Below are 15,904 nucleotides of genomic sequence, written 5' to 3' on the forward strand. Positions count from 1 at the left end.
AATAATGAGTAGCGTAGATATTCTTGTTCCCGACCTGCCTGAATCCGTAGCGGATGCAACGGTTGCAACCTGGCACAAAAAACCGGGCGATGCAGTACGTCGTGATGAAGTACTGGTAGAAATCGAAACTGACAAAGTGGTACTGGAAGTACCGGCATCAGCGGACGGTATTCTTGATGCGGTTCTGGAAGATGAAGGGACAACCGTCACTTCTCGCCAGATCCTCGGTCGCCTGCGTGAAGGCAACAGCACCGGTAAAGAAACCAGTGCTAAGTCTGAAGAGACAGATTCTACTCCGGCACAGCGCCAGCAGGCGTCTCTTGCTGAGCAGAACAACGATGCCCTGAGCCCGGCGATCCGTCGCCTGCTGGGTGAGCATAACCTCGAAGCCAGCGCTATCAACGGCACCGGTGTCGGCGGTCGTATCACCCGTGAAGATGTTGAAAAACATCTGGCGAAAGCTCCGGCTGCGAAAGCCGAAGCAAAAGCGCCGGCTGCAGCACCTGCACCGCAGGCTCAACTGGGCGCGCGTGGCGAAAAACGTGTTCCGATGACCCGTCTGCGCAAACGCGTAGCCGAGCGTCTGCTGGAAGCGAAAAATTCTACCGCCATGCTGACCACGTTCAACGAAGTCAACATGAAGCCAATCATGGACCTGCGTAAGCAATACGGTGATGCGTTCGAGAAACGCCACGGTATCCGTCTGGGCTTTATGTCTTTCTACGTGAAAGCGGTTGTTGAAGCGCTGAAACGCTATCCGGAAGTGAACGCGTCCATCGACGGCGATGACGTGGTTTACCACAACTACTTTGATGTCAGCATGGCGGTCTCCACGCCGCGTGGCCTGGTCACGCCGGTCCTGCGTGATGTGGATCTGCTGGGTATGGCTGACATTGAGAAGAATATTAAAGAACTGGCAGTTAAAGGTCGCGACGGCAAGTTGACGGTCGAAGATCTGACGGGTGGTAACTTCACCATCACTAACGGTGGTGTGTTCGGTTCCCTGATGTCCACGCCGATCATCAACCCACCGCAGAGCGCCATCCTGGGTATGCATGCCATCAAAGATCGTCCGATGGCGGTAGACGGCAAGGTTGAAATCCTGCCGATGATGTATCTGGCGCTGTCTTATGACCACCGTCTGATCGATGGTCGTGAGTCAGTAGGCTTCCTGGTAACCATTAAAGAGTTGCTGGAAGATCCAACGCGTCTGCTGCTGGACGTGTAGTTAATAAGAGTATCACCTGCCCCGTAGGTCTGGACGCTTATCAGACCTACGGGTAAAAGATAACGATTACCTGAAGGATGGACAGAACACATGAACTTACATGAATATCAGGCAAAACAACTTTTTGCCCGCTATGGCTTACCGGCACCGGTGGGTTATGCCTGTACTACTCCGCGTGAAGCCGAAGAAGCTGCATCTAAAATCGGCGCTGGCCCGTGGGTAGTGAAATGTCAGGTTCACGCTGGTGGCCGTGGTAAAGCGGGCGGTGTGAAGGTGGTAAACAGCAAAGAAGACATTCGCGCTTTTGCTGAACACTGGCTGGGTAAACGTCTGGTCACTTACCAGACAGATGCTCATGGCCAACCGGTAAATCAGATTCTGGTTGAAGCCGCGACCGACATTGGTAAAGAACTTTACCTCGGCGCAGTTGTTGACCGTAGCTCCCGTCGCGTGGTCTTCATGGCCTCTACCGAAGGCGGCGTGGAAATCGAAAAAGTAGCGGAAGAAACCCCGCACCTGATCCACAAAGTGGCGCTCGATCCGCTGGCAGGCCCGATGCCTTACCAGGGTCGTGAGCTGGCGTTCAAACTGGGTCTGGAAGGTAAACAGGTTCAGCAGTTCACCAAGATCTTCATGGGTCTGGCGACTATCTTCCTGGAGCGCGATCTGGCGCTGATCGAAATCAACCCGCTGGTTGTGACCAAACAGGGTGATCTGATCTGCCTCGACGGCAAACTGGGCGCTGACGGCAACGCACTGTTCCGCCAGGCTGATCTGCGCGAAATGCGCGACCAGTCTCAGGAAGATCCGCGTGAAGCGCAGGCTGCACAGTGGGAACTGAACTACGTCGCACTGGACGGTAACATCGGTTGTATGGTTAACGGTGCGGGCCTGGCAATGGGCACCATGGACATCGTTAAGCTGCACGGCGGCGAACCGGCTAACTTCCTCGACGTTGGCGGCGGTGCGACCAAAGAGCGTGTAACCGAAGCGTTCAAAATTATCCTCTCTGATGACAATGTTAAAGCCGTACTGGTTAACATCTTCGGCGGTATCGTACGTTGCGACCTGATCGCTGACGGTATCATCGGCGCGGTAGCAGAAGTAGGTGTAAACGTTCCGGTTGTGGTACGTCTGGAAGGTAACAACGCTGAACTCGGCGCGAAAAAACTGGCTGATAGCGGCCTGAATATTATTGCAGCGAAAAGTCTGACGGATGCAGCTCAGCAGGTTGTTGCCGCAGTGGAGGGGAAATAATGTCAGTTTTAATTAATAAAGATACCAAGGTTATCTGCCAGGGCTTCACCGGTAGCCAGGGGACATTCCACTCCGAACAAGCGATCGCTTACGGTACGCAAATGGTCGGTGGCGTTACGCCGGGCAAAGGCGGCACCACGCATCTGGGTCTGCCAGTGTTCAACACCGTACGTGAAGCGGTAGAAGCGACCGGCGCAACCGCCACTGTTATCTATGTTCCGGCACCGTTCTGCAAAGATTCAATTCTGGAAGCAATCGATGCAGGCATCAAGCTTATCATCACCATCACCGAAGGTATCCCAACGCTGGATATGCTGACCGTGAAAGTGAAGCTGGATGAAGCTGGCGTACGCATGATCGGCCCGAACTGCCCAGGCGTTATCACTCCGGGTGAATGTAAAATCGGTATCATGCCGGGCCACATTCACAAGCCGGGTAAAGTGGGTATCGTTTCCCGTTCAGGTACCCTGACCTATGAAGCGGTTAAGCAGACCACCGACTATGGTTTCGGCCAGTCTACCTGTGTGGGTATCGGTGGCGACCCGATCCCTGGCTCTAACTTCATCGACATCCTGAAGCTGTTCCAGGAAGATCCGCAGACTGAAGCAATCGTCATGATCGGTGAGATCGGCGGTAGCGCGGAAGAAGAAGCGGCTGCTTACATCAAAGATCATGTAACCAAGCCGGTTGTAGGTTACATCGCGGGCGTGACTGCGCCGAAAGGTAAGCGTATGGGTCACGCTGGTGCGATTATCGCGGGTGGTAAAGGTACAGCGGATGAGAAATTCGCTGCGCTGGAAGCCGCAGGCGTGAAAACTGTTCGTAGCCTGGCCGATATCGGCGAAGCGCTGAAAACCGTTATTAAGTAAGAAATAAAAAAACAGCCCTGACTCTCTGCATAGTCAAGGGCTGGTCCCGTTTCGACATGGTTGGCCATCTGATGATGGCCTTTTTTTTGCCGGGAATTTAGCGTTCAGCCAGCGTTTTCAACCAGCGAATTCCGCTTTCCGGTGAGGTCATTACCGGCACCGGCGGGGAAGGGAGCTGTTGTAAAACGCGCGCCATCGAAGCCTGCGCCAGCATCACGACATCCGCCTGGGTAAAGGCGCTCTGTAACCCTTCACTGACGATACGGTCATGGGTATCCATATCTCCCGCCAGAAGCGCGTGGAATGCATCCTCCATTAATACAGGCGTAATGGTTCGTGATTTACCGCTTTGCTGAACTTTACGCTGGACGTAATCCAGCGTTGGCTTCAGCGTGGTTGCCACAGTTGCCAACACGGCGATCCGCTCGCCTTTTTCAATCGCCTCTTCCACCATCGCGCAGTCAATGCGCGCGAGCTGGAGTGGAGTCATAAACTGGCATTGCTCCACCGCAGTACCAATTGAAGAGCAGGCGGTAATAAAGATATCGCAGTCCGCCTTTTCAGCAATATGCACATAGTCGGCGATGCGGGCGGCAATATTTGGCGATACGCCTCCGGCTTTCATCACCTGTTTAATCATAGATTCTTCAACCAGGTGCATCACTTCGACCTCCGGCATGATGTCGGCGATCAGCTGTTGCATCATCGCAAGGGTGGCTGCACTGGTATGCAGCATGGCGACCTTTTTCATTGGGCAATCTCCTTAAGTAATATTTCTGCGACGGACAGCGCCGCATCATGATCTTCCTGCGCGGATAAACCACCTACCGCGACGGCTCCAAGGTATTTCCCCTGGTGCAGAATCGGGATCCCGCCCGGCAGCGCCGTAAAACGCGGATCGGCAAAATAGCTAATATCCAGCTGCTCTTTTTGCAGACGCTGTAAAAATGCCTGCGTGGTGCAGCCCAGGCGGCTGCTGGTGCGCGCTTTACGCTGGGTTAACTCGATGGTTAACAGTTTGGCGTTATCCATCCGCGCAAAGCTGAGCAGTTCTCCATTGGCATCGCATACGGCCACACTTAACGGGCGATTTGCATAACGTGTTTCGGCGAGTTCGAGCGCACAGGTTACGGCGCGCAGGGCCTGTCCCAGAGTGAGAGTTGTCATCGTGATTATCCTTTCGACAGATTTTCGCAAGCGGGTTGAACGGGATCTTTGGCTGCTGCTGCCTGCGCCTGTCTGGCGTCTTTTTTGCGCCAGTAGTTGGCGAGCAGCGAGCCGCTAACGTTACCCAGCGGTGTCATCACCGCTGAGGCGAGTCCTACCGTTGCCAGTTTGCCCATCGCGGCGGCAAGCCCTGACGCCATACCGCCGTTTTGCAGGCCGACTTCAAAGGCCACGGTACGGGCAGACTGCACGTCCATGCGGAAGATCCAGCGGCTCATCAGATAACCAATCAGGAAGCCGCCGAGGTTATGCATCAACATGGCGAAGCAGAGCAGGAAACCGACCTGCACCAGGTTGTCGCGCCCGGCTGCGGCGGCGGTGGTGGTAAAGAAAATGATCCCCATCATTGAGATGGTTGGCATGACCTTCTTCACGCCCGCCACGCGGCCATACAGCCAGTTGTAGAACAATGCCCAAACGAGGCCGCCTGCTACGAAGTTGAGGACCACCGCGTACATCTGCGCTTCGGCGCTGGCATGACCAAACAGCGCGTCCCAGCCGCCGGCAATCATATACAGCAGCCAAATTGCGCCGATCCCGGCCAGCATCTGGACAACACGGCGTCCGCGCACGCCTGCATAGGTTTTCAGATAGTCATGCAGAATTGCTGCGCCGATGGGAATTAATACGATTTTCACCACGTCCATCACCATCGCGGTGAGCTGGATATCAATCATCGAACCCGCCAGCAGATTAACCCACAACGGTGTCATTACCGTTGCCGCCAGCGTTGAGACTGCGGCGATTGATACCGCCAGCGCGAGGTTGGCGTTGGCGATGTAAACCATCACCGTTGACGAGAGACCGCTGGGGCAAGCGCCAATCAACAAAATGCCCACCGCCACTTCAGGCGGAAAATCAAAGATCAGGGTAATGCTCAGGCCGAGCAGGGGCATGATCACGAAATGGCAGAAGGTACCGATAAAAACTGCCCACGGCATTTTGGCGACATCAATAAAATCCTGGATCGTTAGCTTGGTGCCCATGCTGAACATGGTGGCCTGAATCACAAGGAACACGATCCATTTATGGGTGATATTGAAACCGCCCCAGACGATCAGATCCGTAGACCAGGTCATGGCGGCAACAAAACCGGCGATGATCCACAACGTAAACTGATAGCTGCGTAAACCAGGCCAGTAGCCTGCACCGGCGGCGAATCCGACGGTGAACATCACCAGCCCCGGCTGCCACAGCGCCGTGGACTGGATGAGCGCGCCGATAATCGCCAGCGCCACGCCCGCAACGCTGACGCCGAGTCCGGTTTTGTGAATAACAGTGGTCATAGTCATGTTGAAATGTCCTTGCTGTTGTTATTGCTGCCGGGGAGGAATAGATAACATGCGCCGCGCAATTTCCGGTGTGGCGACTTTTTTATCCATACTCTGAATGAGCGTAGCGAGTTTGGCGACCTGCAGATAATTATGCTGCGCTTTTTCTTCGGTGCTTAAATAATAACTATCTTCAAAGCCGATTCGCACTTCACTGGCACCCATAGCGACCGCGGCAGCGATAATATCGAAATTCCTTCTGCCAAAATGAGTAATTCCCCATAAGGCGTCGCGTGGGATCATGCTACGCAGAGCAATTAATGCATCAACGGTTGCAGGCGTGCTGCCGCGGTGACCGAGAACAATATTAAAGAGCATTGGTTTTTGAAATTTTATTTTATCTTCAAGGTTCAGGATGTTATTAATCATGCCGATTTCAAAAACTTCAAACTCTGGAATAATATTGCGTTCAGTTATTTGCCGTGAACAATATTCCACGTCCGGACCGGGATTAAAATACACCGCATCACCGAGGTTAACGGAACCGACGTTCAGCGAGGCCATCTCCACGCCGGGGCAGACCAGTGGCGCGCAGCGCTCGGCGATGGACATCGAAGAGACGCCGCCGGTAGAAGCCTGAATAATCAGGTTTGAATGGCGCATAACGCGGTCAATTGTTGCCTGAAAGTCGGTAGTATCTGGCGTCAGGCGTCCCTGTTTATCGCGAACGTGTAAATGGACGATGGACGCGCCATGTTCTACGCTGGCGAGTATTTCCTGCGCCAGTTCTTCGGGTATAACTCTGGGGCAATCCGCGGCAACGGGTGCCAGCGAAATAATAACAGTATCCGACATTTTTTCCTCCGGTACAGAGATATTAAAATTATAGGTAAGGCGTTATCCAGCGTAATGATTCCGGCCCTGATGTTGATGGTTGATATTCACAGCCAATCCAGTCCTGGTAATTCATTTTTCTTATAAAATTAAATAGCCATGCTTCATTTAACTCCCCGGTTCCCGGTTCATGGCGATAAGGAACAGAAGCGATTTGAAAATGTTTAATAAGGGTAAAATAGCGTTCGATATTTTTCGCCACGTTGCCATGAGTTTTCTGACAGTGGTAAATATCAAACTGTAAGCCGATATTCTTCTTACCAACCTCGTGAATGATAGATTCAGCCAGCGGGAAACTGTCGATAAAATAATCGGGCATATCCTGCGAATTTAATGGTTCAATCAGTACATCGATTTCCGCGTCTGCCATAACATCGCAGGCGATGCGCAGTCGATTCGTCAGGAGGTCGCGCTGGGCGTGCAGCGTCAGGTCATTGCAGCGCAAGCCGGACATAACGTGAACCCGGCGACAGCCCAGCGCCGTGGCGTAATCTCGCGCCACGTTCAGGCTGTGATGAAATTCCTGGTCTCGACCGGGCAATGCAGCGAGTCCCCGTTCACCCTGTGCCCAGTTGCCAGCCGGGGCGTTCATCAGCACCACCGGCAGAGATGTTTCCCGCTGAGCGGCCCGCAAATGCTCCAGCGGGTGCTGCCAGAGAAACAGCCCTTCTACGCCGCGAAAACCGGCTGCTTTTGCCGCCTGAAATCGACCCTCTATCGGTAAATCAGTAAATAACCAGTCGAGGTTAGCCGCTAACTTCAGCATGGCGTGCACCCTCCCGGCCATCAACCAGATGCAGCTTAACGCCCTGGCTGGCGATAGTCTGCTGCGCATTTTCCGGTAACCGGTTATCAGAAATAATGTCGGTTAACTGCTCCAGCCCACAGATGTGGAACATGCCGTATTTGCCAAACTTACTGCTGTCGCAGACCAGCACCCGACGCCGGGAGACGGTGAGCACCGCTTCTTTGACCGAGGCTTTCCCTTCACTCGGCGTCGACATGCCGCGCTCGGTATCCCACGACGATGAGCTGAGAAACGCCACATCAATATTAATGGTGCGCAGAAAACTGGCGGCGCTTTTGCCAAGACATGAGCGGTTACGCTGATCCACCAGACCGCCGGTGTGGTAGAGCGTAATGTGTGGCATATCCATCAGATAGTGGCTGATGGAAAAATCGTTGGTGACGACCGTCAGATTGAAACAGTGGCTGGCGGCCACCGCTTTCGCCACTTCAAACAACGACGTTCCGGCATCCAGATACAGCGTTTGTCCGGGCTCAATGAGCATTGCGGCGAGCTGGCCTATCTTACGCTTCACGTCATGATTCAACTCGGCTTTTTCCCGCCACGGCAGTTCGGATTTCAGCAGGTTATTGAGCTTTACGCCGCCGTTAATGGCAATAACTTTGCCTTCTTCTTCCAGCAACTGAATGTCGCGACGCACGGTCATATGCGACACGCTCATCAGATCTGCCAGTTCATTAAATGAGGCGGCATTCTTTTCGTGCACATAGCGGTAGATAAAATCACGTCGTTGCTCGGGGATCATCATGTCACCTCACGCTTGCCGGGAATGTTCAAGTTCGGCCACCGCCTCTTCTGAGAGCGGAACATAGCCGAGCGGTTTTAATGTCAGCCAGATGCGGGCGCTGTCTTCCAGTTCCTCGGCGTTAAACACCGCCTCACGCAGCGAGCGACCGCTTACTACCGGCCCGTGATTGGCCAGCAACGCAGCCGTATGATCTGCCGCGATTTCACTCAATGCGCTGGCAATGCCTTCATGGCCGGGCTTGAAATAAGGCAGCAGCGGTAGCTGTCCGACGCGCATCACATAGTATGGCGTTAGTGGCGGTAGACAGTTTTCTGGCGTAGAGCAAGGCAGACAGGAGAGCGCGGTCAGCCATGGAGAATGCAGGTGCACAACCGCGCCGCAGGATGGCCGATGACGATACCACGCCAGATGCATGGGTACCTCTTTTGACGGTTTGTCGCCGCTAAGATGCACGCCGTTGGCATCCAGCCTACTTAGCGTGGCAGGATCAAGCTCACCCAGGCAGGAGTTGGTCGGGGTCACCAGATAGCCGCCATCCGGCAATTTGACGCTGAGGTTGCCGGAGCCGCCGCTGCTGTAACCACGCATAAACAAGGAACGGCCATAGCGGACGAGTAGTTCGCGTAGTTGGTGTTCACTCACCGGATTCATAATGCGTACTCCTGGGCTGTAAAAAAGAAATCTTCGTTACCAAAGTTGCCTGACTTCAGCGCCAGCGCCAGACCGGAGGAAAATACCCACGGCACGCCAGGCGCAATGGCTTTGCCAACGGACAGAAGCTTCACCTGCAGTGCCTCTACCACGGTGCCGGATGTTTCTCCGCCTGCGACGATAAAGGTGTTTACACCTGCAACTTGTAGCTTTGTGCTCAGTCGGGAAAAAGCGTGTTCGATCGCCTGGCTGGCAGTCTGTTCGCCGTACTCTTGTTGAATGCGTTGGAGTATGTCTGGCGGCTGGGTGGCGTATATCATCGGCGCGAATGGGTCGTTGATATGCGTCATCGCCCAGGCACACAGTTCATCAGTGTAGCGTTCTGTATCAGACAGGCAGCGGGCCACGTCGAGTACACGAGAGGCTGCTGCGGCCTTATAGCGATTGACCTGACGATTACTCATTGCAGAACAGCTACCGGAGAACACCACCGTTTTAGCAGGTAGTGGAAAAGCGTCCAGCGGCATGGTTTGCTGAGTTCCGGTGCAGGCGGCCAGTGCGCCACCGAGCCCGGAGCCCCCGGCTAACAGAGGGCTGGCATGGAGTGCCTGCGCCAGCGTGTTGAGATCTGCTTCATCCAGCGTATCGACGATAACGTGACGCGTACCTTCAGCCTGAAGTTGGGCCAGAGCGTTAGTGACCGCTTCCACACCTTGACGCAGTATCGTGAGGTTAATGCAACCAACCTTACCTGGCGTTTGCGCGCTCAGCAGGCGCGGCAGGCTGGCATCGGTCATAGGATTAAGCGGATGCTTTTCCATCCCGGATTCGTTAAGTAGTACGCCGTTTACAAAAAGATGGCCATGCACCACCGTGCGCCCGTTTTGCGGCAGGGCGGGGCAGTGGACGATCACGGGTGTATGCAGCTCGTTCATCAACGCATCGCTGACCGGTCCAATGTTGCCTGTTGGCGTGGAGTCGAACGTCGAACAATATTTAAAATAGATCTGGCGGACACCTGCCTTTTGTTTCAGCCAGCGGGCACAGGACAGAGATTGTGCGATGGCCTGTTCTGCGGGTAATGAGCGGCTTTTCAGCGAGATGACGATAGCTTCGACCTCTTCATTCCAGCATTGAGTGGTATCAGGCATTCCGGGCAGTAGCGCAACGCGCCACCCCTGCTGCGCCATAAAGCTTGCAATGTCCGTTGCGCCGGTGAAATCGTCGGCGATAACGCCTGTGGTGACGGCCATGGATCAACTCCATTCAGATTGTTTGCTAATTGAACATATTATTCAGGAGGGCCTTTCACATTCACATGATGATTATCACAAATAAGCACATCATTGATTCACAGTAAAAATGAGTAATCTATTGAAAATAATGGAGAAAGATGTTTTGTTTTGCGAAAAGAGTCTCACAAGAGAGTGTGAAGATTCGTTAATCTTTGAGAAAGCGAAGTCAGTAGCATGCAGCGGAGTATTATCGTGGTTGCTTTAACTCTCTTGCCAATTGATCATAATCATCTGCATAAATGAGATTATTTTTTGCGGTGAGCATCATTCTTTCTCTTGATTAAATTCTGCATATTACCGGCTTTAATTTCATTAATGCCGGAGGATACCGTGTCGTTGAAAATCCAGGATGATTATCTACAACGTTTTTTCTCGATAGCAAAAGTATTCTCCAGTGCGACTGGATTAGCCACGGTTGTGGTTGATGTAAACGGAAAAACTCTCTCGGATTGCCATAACTTTAATTCGTTCTGCACATTAATGCGGGCGGATGAACGCTATTGTACGAGTTGCCAAAAGTGTGACAAATATTGTGCTTTTGAAGGTTTAAAACACCTTAAACCCAGAATACTCAGCTGCCACGCAGGGCTAAGTCTGTTTTCTATGCCATTAATTCGCGAGGGGCATCTGTACGGTTTTATGCTCTGTGGGCAGGTGCGGGCAAAATATCAGGAATATAAAACTATCGTTATTGATAATGAATGCTCATGGATGGATGAACCAAAAATAAAAGCTGAATGGAGTCAGGTGGCGGTAGTCGATAATAATACGCTGGTGGCATCAGCTAATTTATTAAATTTTATTGTTGATAATTTTGAGACAGAACAGCATCAACCTGATGAGTTTGTTATCCCGCCGACCAGTTACATGCGTCATTATTTTACAGAGCCTTCCCGACACGAGAAAAAGCTTCTGGCAGCGTTGCGTTATATTGATGAGAATTTATATAGTGAATTATCACTGGAATCCGTAGCAGCTCACGTTTGCTTAAGCGCAAACTATTTCAGCCGTTTTTTTAAGAAACGGCAGGGCGTTAACTTTAAAACCTGGGTGAATCAGAAAAAAATGCAAAAAGCGGGGGAGTTATTGCACGATCCCGTTCATTCAATAGACAGCATTGCCCGGAAACTCCAATACGCACAAACCAGTTACTTTTGCCGTGTTTTCCGGGCGGCGCATCAAACGTCGCCCCAGTCTTTTCGTCATGCCAGACTGTCACAGTAAAGGTTTTCTGGCAGCGTGATGGCTTCAGGGATAAAAGAGAGCCGATCGCTCAGGGTTACCACATCACCAATCACTATCAGCGCAGGGGGGAGGATGTTAGCTTCCTGCGCCTTGCTCAGTAGTGAACCGAGCGTACAGGTCAGTCGGCGTTGGTTATCCCGGGTGGCGGACATAATTAGCGCTGCAGGCGTATCTGCTGATTTTCCACCCATCAATAATTCCTCACAGATAAACGCCAGATTGGCGATACCCATGACGATAACCAGCGTACCATTCAGGTTCGCCAACTGACGCCAGTCCTGCTGTTGGTTGCCCTCCCGCGAATGACCGGTTACCACGTGAAATCCCGAGGCGAAATCGCGGTGTGTTACCGGAATCCCGGCATAGGTCAGGCCACCAATGGTTGAGCTGATACCCGGCACCACTTCAAACGGGATGCCCGTCTCGACGAGATCTTCAACTTCTTCAGCCCCGCGTCCAAAAACATACGGATCGCCGCCTTTCAGACGCACAATATTATTGTGCGTTTGGGCATACTGGACAAGCAGTGCATTGATTTCATCCTGCGGTACACAATGGAAACCCGGGTTTTTGCCGACATTGATAAGCAGACAATCAGGTAATGCCCATTCCAAAATTTTAGGATTGACCAGCCGATCGTAAATAATGACATCAGCCTGTTTAATGCACATCATTGCTTTGAGGGTAAGTAATGAAATATCACCGGGACCTGCCCCAACGAGCCAGACCTTTCCGAAAGTTTTCACATTGTGTCCTTTATCACATCGATCAAAAAAAGGCAGAAACCACATCAAGGAATGATAAAAAGCAGTCGTTTGCCCGTAAGTTATAACGTGAAATTATCCAAAATTATCGCACTGATAATATTGATTAATCTCGCAAAGTTTTTTCTGCAATAAACAAGATAACTTGAAAAATTATTAAGAACTTATTGGCACCATTTGCTTAGGTTTAACCTTATTTAAATTGTGTTTATTGCTGCTCTTGAGTATTATTGGTTAATATTTATCCGCCATCAGTGTGAGTAAATCATGGATTGGATCAATGACATTAATGGATGAAATAAAATATAACTCTCGGTGCTTATCTGGGTAGCTTGAATTATTTTTTATAAATTAAACTATTTTTGTACGCTGCATATGGAAGAGGTTATGAGAGGAAAAATACCCAAGACGGAGTTGCTGGTAACTTTTGAAGTTGTTGCGCGTCACGAAAGTTATACCCGGGCAGCTGAAGAGCTGGCTTTGACACAAAGTGCTGTTTTCCGCCAGGTAAATGCACTGGAGGATTTTCTCAATACCGCGCTATTTAATCATGCCAAAAAACGCATTTTCTTAAATGCGGCCGGCAAACACTATTTAAGTATCGTTAAAGAAACGTTAAATAAACTTGAACGAGATACGACGACGATAATGACCTGGCAGCCGACGGTACAGGTTATTGAGCTGGCGGTGAATCCGACGTTCAGCACGCACTGGCTGATCCCAAACCTGCGTGAGTTTAACAAACTTAATCCTGATATTATCGTGAACATTCATTCCCTGGCGAATATTGGTGATTTTCTCAATCGAGAGTATGACGCGGCAATCATGCGCGAAGACTTTTATTCGCCATGGTCAGGGGTTGAGTACCTGTTTGAAGAGGAAATTCTGCCGGTTTGCAGTCGCTGTTTGCTGGCCGAACCGGAACGAAAACTGGCGGTGAACGAATTACTAAACGAATTTCCGCTCTTACACCAAAGCACGCGCATCAAAGGGTGGCAGGAGTGGTTTGCGCTGTCAGATGTCAGCAGTCCGCTAGTGAATAAAGGTCCGAGATTTGATTTGTTATCGATGCTGATCGCGGCGGTCCGTTCTAATCTGGGCGTTGCGCTGCTCCCACGTTTTGCCATTCAGCACGATCTGGACAGCGGTGATATGGTCATTCCTTGCGATGTTCCAATGCGTACCGGGAATCGATTTATTATGACGTGGCGTGAAGAGAAATCGGAATCCGAGCATTTACAGATTTTCCGTAACTGGTTGCTCAGTAAGTCCGTGGTATCGGCTGCCTGAAGGTGGCTTGCGCCTTATCAGGCCTACAACGATGGGTAGGCCGGATAAGACGCGTTAGCATCGTTATCCGGCAAAAGAACGGCTACCAGTCGATCCCAACCTGTGCCTGAATACCGCGGTCAAACGCGTGTTTGACCGGGCGAATTTCACTGACCGTATCGGCCAGTTCCAGTAACAGCGTATGGCATCCGCGTCCTGTGACGATAACGCTCTGACCGGCAGGACGATTTTCGATGGCGCTGATAACCTCCTGGGTATCCAGATAGTGGTAAGCAAGCATGTAGGTGAGTTCATCCAGCACCACTAGATCGTAATGCGCATCAGCCAGCATGCGCTTACTTTCCTGCCAGACAACCGTTGCCGCCTCGATATCTGCTTGCCGATTTTGGGTTTCCCAGGTAAATCCGGTACCCATAATATGGAACTCGACGCCGAGAGGTTGCAGCGTGTTGTACTCGCCATTATCCCACTGGCCCTTAATAAACTGCGCGATGCCAACGGTTTTTCCGTGACCCACTGCGCGCGTTGCTGTGCCAAAGGCTGCGGTGGATTTTCCTTTTCCGTTGCCGGTGAAGACAATCAGGATCCCTTTCTTCTCCGTTGCCGCCGCTACGCGGGTATCAACCTGCTCTTTCAGCTTCTGCTGACGCTGACGGTGTCTGTCGTTATTGGCGCGCGCTTCCATGGAAACTCCTTAATGCCCTGCCGGACAAGTTGCGCAGCGATGCTGCTGCTCGAACTGGCTAAAGAAGTTATTGCCTTTGTCATCCACTAATACGAAGGCCGGCATATTTTTAACTTCCATCATCCATACGGCTTCCATTCCCAGTTCGGGATATTCAAGGCACTGCAGGCTTTTCACGTACTGCTGCGCCAGCAGGGCTGCTGCACCGCCAATGCTGCCGAGGCTAAATCCACCGTGTTTGTGACAGGCATCAGTGACCTGCTGGCTACGGTTACCCTTGGTGAGCATAATGAGGCTGCCACCTTGTGCCTGGAAAGCATCGACATACCCATCCATGCGCCCGCCGGTGGTGGGCCCCATTGAGCCACAAGCCTGATTTTCCGGGGTTTTGGCGGGACCCGCGTAGTAAACGATATGCTTTTTCATGTATTCCGGCATCGGTTCGCCGTTATCCAGTCGCGCTTTGATGTTCGCGTGGGCGATATCGCGAGCGACAACAATCGGGCCGCTTAACGACAGGCGTGTACCAATGGGCAGAGCGGAAAGGTCATGCAGGATGTCACGCAGCGGACGGTTCAGATCCAGTTGTACGGTCTGAGCGCCGTTTTCTATCCGGTGAGAATCAGGAATGAATTTGCCCGGATTATGCTCGAGTTTCTCCAGCCAGATACCGTGTTTATTAATTTTGGCCTTAATGTTACGGTCGGCAGAGCAGGAGAGGGCCATCGCGATTGGGCAGGAGCCGCCGTGGCGCGGTAAGCGAATTACGCGGATATCGTGGGCAAAGTATTTGCCGCCAAACTGCGCCCCGATGCCAAACTCGCGGCTGGCATTGAGCAACTCGGCTTCCAGCGCCGTATCACGGAACGCCTGGCCCAGCTCGTTCCCGCTGGTGGGTAGATTATCGTAATATTTGGTTGAAGCCAGTTTGGCGACTTTCAGCGCCTGGTCGGCGGATAAGCCCCCAACCACAAAAGCGATGTGATACGGCGGACAAGCGGCTGTACCCAGTGATTTCATTTTTTCGATCAGGAACGCAGTGAGTTTTTCCGGCTGCAGAATGGATTTGGTTTCCTGGTACAGCGCCGCTTTGTTAGCTGAGCCACCACCTTTATTGACGAACAGGAAACGGTATTCGTTACCTGGGGTGGCGCTAATATCGATTTGTGCGGGCAGGTTGGTCTGGGTATTGACCTCGGTATACATATCCAGCGGGGCATTTTGCGAGTAACGCAGGTTGTTTTCGGTAAAGGTGGAATACACGCCTTTGCTTAATGCTTCTGCGTCATCGCCGCCGGTCCAGACATGTTGTCCTTTGCTGGCCACAATGGTTGCCGTCCCGGTATCCTGGCAGTTGGGCAGTACGCCTTTAGCTGAAACCTCTGCATTGCGCAGCAGCTGCAATGCGACGTACTTATCGTTACTGCTGGCCTGTGGGTCGTGCAAAATGCTGGCAATCTGTTTTAAATGTCCGGCGCGCAGGAAAAATGAAGCCTCATAAAACGCCTGCTGTGCTAACAAGGTTAACGCTTCCGGTGCAACCTTGATCACTTCCTCTCCGTCTAACTCCGTTACCGTAACGTGCTGGTTACTAAGTAATTCATACTCGGTACTATCCTTACTCTGAACAAAGAGTTCCTGCCAGACAAATGGTTTAGACATGTTTACTTCT

The 15,904-nt window shown here is 51.9% G+C and carries 16 protein-coding genes; 5 read left to right on the plus strand and 11 right to left on the minus strand.

The genetic code is table 11. The features are described 5' to 3' along the window. Positions 1 to 4: 4 nt before the first annotated feature. From odhB to sucD, 3 genes are all read left to right on the plus strand, one after another. Positions 5 to 1,228: a 2-oxoglutarate dehydrogenase complex dihydrolipoyllysine-residue succinyltransferase gene (gene odhB / locus OGY67_RS18715; RefSeq protein ID WP_286574362.1), complete on the plus strand. Its 1,224-nt coding sequence runs from the start codon at positions 5 to 7 to the stop codon at positions 1,226 to 1,228. A 90-nt stretch (positions 1,229 to 1,318) separates the two neighbouring features. Then, positions 1,319 to 2,485: an ADP-forming succinate--CoA ligase subunit beta gene (sucC, locus tag OGY67_RS18720; protein WP_003022927.1), complete on the plus strand. Its 1,167-nt coding sequence runs from the start codon at positions 1,319 to 1,321 to the stop codon at positions 2,483 to 2,485. Continuing rightward, on the plus strand, positions 2,485 to 3,354 hold the full coding sequence (gene sucD / locus OGY67_RS18725; RefSeq protein ID WP_003022929.1) for a succinate--CoA ligase subunit alpha: 870 nt from the start codon (positions 2,485 to 2,487) through the stop codon (positions 3,352 to 3,354). Before sucC ends, sucD begins: the two co-directional genes overlap by 1 nt. 97 nt (positions 3,355 to 3,451) lie before the next feature. Here sucD and OGY67_RS18730 read toward each other — a convergent pair whose 3' ends face one another. The 8 genes from OGY67_RS18730 to otnK are packed head-to-tail and all read right to left on the minus strand — an operon-like array spanning position 3,452 to position 10,206. Beyond that, positions 3,452 to 4,105, minus strand: coding sequence for an aspartate/glutamate racemase family protein (locus OGY67_RS18730; protein ID WP_008784140.1), 654 nt, complete (start codon positions 4,103 to 4,105; stop codon positions 3,452 to 3,454). After that, the gene (locus tag OGY67_RS18735) at positions 4,102 to 4,521 is read right to left on the minus strand and encodes a GlcG/HbpS family heme-binding protein (protein ID WP_252431144.1); all 420 of its coding nucleotides are present in this window, start codon (positions 4,519 to 4,521) and stop codon (positions 4,102 to 4,104) included. Before OGY67_RS18735 ends, OGY67_RS18730 begins: the two co-directional genes overlap by 4 nt. A gap of 5 nt (positions 4,522 to 4,526) precedes the next feature. After that, positions 4,527 to 5,873, minus strand: coding sequence for a bile acid:sodium symporter family protein (locus OGY67_RS18740; RefSeq protein WP_048235850.1), 1,347 nt, complete (start codon positions 5,871 to 5,873; stop codon positions 4,527 to 4,529). A gap of 21 nt (positions 5,874 to 5,894) precedes the next feature. Further along, entirely contained in the window at positions 5,895 to 6,707 is an 813-nt protein-coding gene (locus OGY67_RS18745; RefSeq protein ID WP_252431142.1) for a beta-keto acid cleavage family enzyme, read from the minus strand. Between the two features lie 28 nt (positions 6,708 to 6,735). Next, on the minus strand, positions 6,736 to 7,512 hold the full coding sequence (locus OGY67_RS18750; RefSeq protein WP_198801902.1) for a hydroxypyruvate isomerase family protein: 777 nt from the start codon (positions 7,510 to 7,512) through the stop codon (positions 6,736 to 6,738). Next, positions 7,493 to 8,302 (minus strand): DeoR/GlpR family DNA-binding transcription regulator, encoded by an 810-nt coding sequence (locus OGY67_RS18755; RefSeq protein WP_252431140.1) that lies wholly within the window; start codon positions 8,300 to 8,302, stop codon positions 7,493 to 7,495. Before OGY67_RS18755 ends, OGY67_RS18750 begins: the two co-directional genes overlap by 20 nt. Positions 8,303 to 8,308: 6 nt before the next feature. After that, a complete protein-coding gene (otnC, locus tag OGY67_RS18760; RefSeq protein WP_191226253.1) occupies positions 8,309 to 8,953 on the minus strand; it encodes a 3-oxo-tetronate 4-phosphate decarboxylase in 645 nt (214 codons plus the stop codon). Continuing rightward, a complete protein-coding gene (otnK, locus tag OGY67_RS18765) occupies positions 8,950 to 10,206 on the minus strand; it encodes a 3-oxo-tetronate kinase (protein ID WP_286574363.1) in 1,257 nt (418 codons plus the stop codon). The genes otnC and otnK overlap by 4 nt, the downstream gene beginning before the upstream one ends. Positions 10,207 to 10,578: 372 nt before the next feature. Here otnK and OGY67_RS18770 point away from each other — a divergent pair, with 372 nt between their 5' ends. Beyond that, the gene (locus OGY67_RS18770) at positions 10,579 to 11,472 is read left to right on the plus strand and encodes a PocR ligand-binding domain-containing protein (RefSeq protein WP_286574364.1); all 894 of its coding nucleotides are present in this window, start codon (positions 10,579 to 10,581) and stop codon (positions 11,470 to 11,472) included. Here OGY67_RS18770 and cobA read toward each other — a convergent pair. Next, positions 11,451 to 12,239 carry a uroporphyrinogen-III C-methyltransferase gene (gene cobA / locus OGY67_RS18775; protein ID WP_234692227.1) on the minus strand — a complete coding sequence of 263 codons (789 nt, stop codon included), beginning with the start codon at positions 12,237 to 12,239 and terminating at the stop codon, positions 11,451 to 11,453. The genes OGY67_RS18770 and cobA overlap by 22 nt on opposite strands. Before the next feature lie 405 nt (positions 12,240 to 12,644). Between cobA and OGY67_RS18780 the strand changes: the two genes are divergently transcribed. Continuing rightward, a complete protein-coding gene (locus OGY67_RS18780; RefSeq protein WP_003022936.1) occupies positions 12,645 to 13,547 on the plus strand; it encodes a LysR substrate-binding domain-containing protein in 903 nt (300 codons plus the stop codon). 82 nt (positions 13,548 to 13,629) lie between these two features. On the opposite strand, the gene cobO is transcribed toward OGY67_RS18780, so the two are convergent. Then, complete coding sequence (gene cobO, locus OGY67_RS18785) at positions 13,630 to 14,232, minus strand: cob(I)yrinic acid a,c-diamide adenosyltransferase (protein ID WP_063940686.1); 603 nt, start codon at positions 14,230 to 14,232, stop codon at positions 13,630 to 13,632. Between the two features lie 9 nt (positions 14,233 to 14,241). Then, on the minus strand, positions 14,242 to 15,894 hold the full coding sequence (locus OGY67_RS18790) for a class I fumarate hydratase (RefSeq protein WP_048235838.1): 1,653 nt from the start codon (positions 15,892 to 15,894) through the stop codon (positions 14,242 to 14,244). Positions 15,895 to 15,904 lie beyond the last annotated feature (10 nt).

Source organism: Citrobacter sp. Cpo015, from assembly GCF_030333035.1.
GTDB lineage: Bacteria > Pseudomonadota > Gammaproteobacteria > Enterobacterales > Enterobacteriaceae > Citrobacter > Citrobacter portucalensis.